This window comes from uncultured Leptotrichia sp., assembly GCF_938036635.1.
Taxonomy (GTDB): Bacteria; Fusobacteriota; Fusobacteriia; order Fusobacteriales; family Leptotrichiaceae; genus Leptotrichia; species Leptotrichia hongkongensis.
Genome location: NZ_CALHQO010000370.1, coordinates 1 through 5,084, shown reverse-complemented (window position 1 = coordinate 5,084; position 5,084 = coordinate 1). Strand labels below are relative to the sequence as shown.

The 5,084-nt window shown below is 29.4% G+C and carries 5 protein-coding genes and 1 pseudogene; 1 reads left to right on the top strand and 5 read right to left on the bottom strand.

The window, feature by feature from the left end; translation table 11 throughout:
• Nucleotides 1–191: 191 nt before the first annotated feature.
• The 5 genes and pseudogenes from lepB to hrcA form a co-directional block, all read right to left on the bottom strand.
• Nucleotides 192–1,862 carry a signal peptidase I gene (gene lepB / locus Q0370_RS07390; RefSeq protein WP_299574064.1) on the bottom strand — a complete coding sequence of 557 codons (1,671 nt, stop codon included), beginning with the start codon at nucleotides 1,860–1,862 and terminating at the stop codon, nucleotides 192–194.
• An 82-nt stretch (nucleotides 1,863–1,944) separates the two neighbouring features.
• Complete coding sequence (rplS, locus tag Q0370_RS07385; protein ID WP_021768283.1) at nucleotides 1,945–2,295, bottom strand: 50S ribosomal protein L19; 351 nt, start codon at nucleotides 2,293–2,295, stop codon at nucleotides 1,945–1,947.
• A 185-nt stretch (nucleotides 2,296–2,480) separates the two neighbouring features.
• Nucleotides 2,481–2,783 (bottom strand): annotated as a pseudogene (locus Q0370_RS07380) (Hsp70 family protein); the annotation flags it as partial.
• 66 nt (nucleotides 2,784–2,849) lie between these two features.
• Nucleotides 2,850–3,437, bottom strand: a complete 588-nt coding sequence (gene grpE, locus Q0370_RS07375; protein ID WP_147004906.1) for a nucleotide exchange factor GrpE — start codon at nucleotides 3,435–3,437, stop codon at nucleotides 2,850–2,852.
• A 24-nt stretch (nucleotides 3,438–3,461) separates the two neighbouring features.
• Complete coding sequence (gene hrcA / locus Q0370_RS07370) at nucleotides 3,462–4,472, bottom strand: heat-inducible transcriptional repressor HrcA (protein ID WP_299574055.1); 1,011 nt, start codon at nucleotides 4,470–4,472, stop codon at nucleotides 3,462–3,464.
• 268 nt (nucleotides 4,473–4,740) lie between these two features.
• Here hrcA and Q0370_RS07365 point away from each other — a divergent pair, with 268 nt between their 5' ends.
• Entirely contained in the window at nucleotides 4,741–5,064 is a 324-nt protein-coding gene (locus Q0370_RS07365; RefSeq protein ID WP_299574053.1) for a co-chaperone YbbN, read from the top strand.
• The last annotated feature ends 20 nt before the right edge of the window (nucleotides 5,065–5,084 follow it).

Genomic DNA, 5,084 nt, shown 5'->3' with positions numbered 1-5,084 from the left:
TATCTCATACTGCTCACTTAACATCATTTCAGAAAAATATTTATCTTCAACTTTATTTTTAAAGTTCTCATTATGAATTTTAACCAATTCATCGACAATATCTTCCATTTTATTCTCCATTTTTTTCTTTAACTTTATCAAACTCTTCTTTAATAATATTAAAAACAAATACACTTATAAGCACTCTTAAATTATAATAGCCCAATTCTAGTCAATGGCCACCATCTTACAAGCAATTCACCCTTAATTCTTGGCTCTGCTACAAGACCAAAATATCTTGTGTCATGACTATTTGAAGTGTTATCTCCCATAGCCATGTAATAATTAGTATCAAGTGTTATAGTTTCTCCATTTAACAACTTCTTAAACAATTCATCATTATACTTAAAGTCCATAATTGGCATAACCATTTCATCTCTACCTTCAACTTTTAAAGTAAACGTATAATATTTATTAGTTAGTACATTATCAGGGCTAGCTTTATAGATATCATTACTTCCTATTATATCTTTAAAATTCTTATCTGTCTTTATTAAATCCAAAAACTCTTTTCCACTTAATTTTTTGTAACCTTTTCCATCATAGTAGCTTTCCCAGTTTACTTGACCAATTAAAGTATTATCTTTGTCTTCCGTTTTTCTAAATACTTTATCAATTGCAATGATTTTATCTAGTTTTACTTTATCACCTTTTTTAGGAATATAAATTTTATTATTCATAAGAATTCCTTCAGGTAAATATAATTTTTGAGGTGTTACTCTTTTTAAAATTTCTGATTCCTGTCCATTTATTATCATTGCTCCACCAACTTCTTTAACTTGACGTTCCTGTAATTCTTTTTCATATTTTGCTTCTTCAAGTTTGTCGTGTTTTTCATCGCCAGTATATTCAATTCTTGGTTCGCTGTCAAGAATTGCGATTCTAAATTCTGTTATACTCATTTTCCCTTTTGCAATTTGCAAAGTATCTCCCGCTGCTCCAACTATTCTTTTTGTAAACATCAGTTTATTTTCCATTGGCTCTTTAAACGCAATTATATGTCCAACTTTAGGGTGTGAAAAATGATATTTAACCATATTCGTAAAAACCCTATCTTGAATCCTAATTGTAGGTTCCATTGAACCTGTAGGAATTACATAATTTCCTATATAAAACATTTGTATCAGTCCAACTAAAATAATTGCAACTAAAGCATTATCAATTCTTGAAAGTGCTTTCCCTAATGTACTTCTTTTTCTTTCTTCTCTTTTAATTCTCTCTTCTACTGTAATATTTTCCTTTGGAAACATTTTTTTAAAAATTTCTTCTGTGCTTTCATTCTTTACTTTTGCCTCAGTCAATATATTCTCCATTTTTTTATTTCCATACACAGCTTCCTTTAGAATCATTTGTTCATCAACTTTTTCTTTTGGTAACTCTTTAAACAAATAAATAAGAATCAATGAAATTACAACATTTATTCCCAAATAAATATGAAAATTTATATCCATAATATTAAACATTAATCTGCTCAAAAACAACATTACAAGATTAAGTAAAAAAATCCATTCATGTTGTCTTCTTAGAACATAAATTATTAAATTTATGATAAACACTCCAAGAATTCCCCAAACTTTTATAAAAATATCAGAATCTGGCGTTTTATCAACAATCACGAAAAACACTGATGTAATAATTAATGCAACTATTGTTAATATATTCCCTGCAATAAAACTTCTATCGCTTCTCTCAAGTGAAACTTTCTGCAATATTTCATCTTCTTTAGTTCTTATCCAATGTATGACCTGTTTTTCCTTAAAAAAGAAAAATAACAGAAATAACGTTGCAATAAGATAAAATACTCCCCACAATAACATATTCATAATTTTTCCTCTCCTAAATTTATAATTTTTAAATTTTTTAGTTTTATAAAAATAAAAAGCTAGCATTTTGCTAGCCTTGAAGCTACTTTCTAATTTCTTTAATTCTAGCAGCTTTTCCTGATAAGTTTCTCAAGTAGTATAATTTAGATCTTCTTACTTTACCAATTCTCTTAACTTCGATTTTTTCTACTAATGGAGAATTTAAAGGAATGATTCTTTCTACGCCGATTCCTGAAGATACTTTTCTAACTGTGAAGTTTTTAGCAACGCTTCCACCAGAAACTCTAATAACTACACCTTCAAAAACCTGTATTCTTTCTTTGTTTCCTTCTTTTACTTTGTAGTGAACTGCAACTGTATCCCCTGCTTTAAATTGAGGTACGTCAGCTTTCAAGTAATTTTTTTCTACTAATTCGATTAATTTCTCTTTCAAGAAATTCACTCCCTTCTTTCTAAGACATTCTTTCTATCTATACCAATTTTACTAATTCACAAACTTTTTTTGTTTATAAATTTTATTACAAAACTGGTAGCAACAATAAAAGCGGAATATCCTTTTATTCAATAACTTATTAAGTTTATCACATTTTCCATTAATTTTCAATACAATTACAAAATTTTTTTCAATTTTTTCAAAATCATTGCTGAAATTTCTTGTGGTGTATAGCTTTTTCCGTTAATATCAACTTTATAGTCGCTTCCCATGTGAGTTTTAATTGAAATTACAGTTGAATCAGGATTTGTAATAGCCTGTCTTTTTGCAATTTCTCCTACAATAATTTCTCCATTATCTTTAATGTTTACTACTGACGGAGTAGTTCTTCCTCCATCACTATTTGGTATTATAGCAAAGTTTCCACCTTCCATAACTGCCACGCAGCTGTTTGTTGTCCCTAAATCTATTCCTATTATTTTACTCATATCTATCATTCTCCTTTATTATCAATTTTTTATAAATTTAATTTATTTGTTTATTTTTTTCAATTTTTATTGTTTCTTATTTACAGTAACCATCGCAGGTCTTACAACTTTTCCTTTCATTTTGTACCCTTTTTGGAAAACTTGCACAACCACGTTGTCATCTAGTTCCTCTTTATTTTCAGTAATCATTGCTTTATGTTCGTAAGGATCGTACTCTTTTCCAGCTGCTTCAATTTCTTCTACGCCTTCTTCTGTCAATAAATTTTTTAGATTATTCAAAATCATATTAACTCCTTCGATTAATGAATCAAAGTTTTGACTTTCCTTCGATGCGTCAACCGCTCTTTCCAGATTATCTATATTGTCAAGCAATTTTACGATAATTCCTTCAGAAGCGTATTTTCTCATTTCAGCAACTTCGTTTTCTTTTCTTTTGGTAAAGTTTTGAAATTCAGCCAATTTTCTTGTATATGAATTTTTCCATTCTTCAAGTTCAGCTTCTAATTTCTTTACTTTATCATCACAATTATCAGAAGTTTCTTCTGCACTTTTTTCAGCTTCTTGATTTTCTACATTTTTATTTTGCTCTTCAACCGCTTCATTCTGTACAGCTTCACCTTCCAAATTTTCCTTTTCCAAATCTTTTTCCGCCATTTAAAAAACCCACTCTCCTTCTTATTATTTATTTTTTTGATTTAATAACTGATTTACTTCTTCTGCTACATATTCAACGAGTCCAACCGTTTTTGAATATTCCATTCGTTTCGGTCCAATCACACCGATAATACCCTTCGCATTATTAAGCGTATAAACCGAGAATACAAATGAGAAATCTTCAAGTCCTGCAATATTCAAATCTTCTCCGAAAATTACATTAACTTCTCTATCCTTAAATTCCTCCATCTGTAAAAACTGTGCAAACACGTTCCGTAAATCATTCGGATTATTAAACAATTTTACACGGTTTATAAGGTTCATTACATCAGATGCGTTGTTTTCAATGAGATTCGTTCCACCTTCAAAAAATAATTTTCCTTCTTCAGAAATTATATTATCCTGAAAATCGCTTTGCATAAATAAATTTGTATTTGTGAAAAAATCTTTTAAGTCAGATAATGTAAAATACTCACTATTTGCGATTTTTTCATTTAAAAAATTATTTATTGTTTCTACTTCATTTTCAGTTACAGGATTTTCCAGAAAGATATTTAGATTTTTTGTAAGGGAAGAATTCATTATAACTACGGCAAGTACAGTCGTTTCATTAATATGTACCAATTTTACCTTTTTTACACCTTCCTGCGTAAACGCCGGCTCTAATACAACCCCGGCATATTGACTAATTTTTGACAATAATCTAGATGTTTCCTCAAATATTGTATCAATTTGATTCATCCTCTTATTGTACGCCTGCATGACCTTCGCCTTTTCCTCCTGAGAAATATCTCTAATTTTCAAAAGCTCATCGACATACAGCTTATATCCTTCACTTGTCGGAATACGTCCAGAAGATGTATGTGTTTTTACAATTAGGCCCTTATCTTCCAAATCTGCCATTGTATTTCGAATAGTGGCCGAAGACACTCCAATATTGTACTTTTTCTCAAGTGTCCGTGATCCCACACTCTCACCAAATTCTAGATAGTGCTTGATAATAGCCTTTAAAATCAATTGCTCCCTATCATTCATCTCGGCACCTTCCTTTTTATTGTTAGCACTCTCTAGGTTAGGTTGCTAACTATAGATATATAATATTACATTTTTTTAAATTTGTCAACACTTTTTTTAAAAATTTTTTCATTTTTTCAGAAAATTTTTATAATATTCTATTTTTAAGCCATGTATATACACAATTAATAATAGTTGTAATTCTCATTTAAAACAACTATAATATACACATATTAAAAGAAGGCAGGATACTACTCTGCTTCTTATTAAAAATAAAGGATTATAAAATATGATTGATTTCACAAAAAACGACGACTTAAATAAAATTATCAGTGACAATGACATAGCGATTATTCAATACGGATCTGCTACATGTATGCCATGTCACTCAATAAAAAACAGAATTACTACATGGCAAGAAGATCACAAAGACATCGTAGCATACTACATTTCATTAGAAGAAAATATGGAAATTGCCGCTCAACGAGGCATTCTTTCAGCGCCAACTGTAGAAGTATATATTGAAGGAAGATTATCTATTCAAAAAAGCGGCTACTTCAGTCTAGATGAAATTCTAGAAAAAGTAAGTACTGTAAGTGAACAGATGAAATAAAAAATATGGGAGTGACTCAA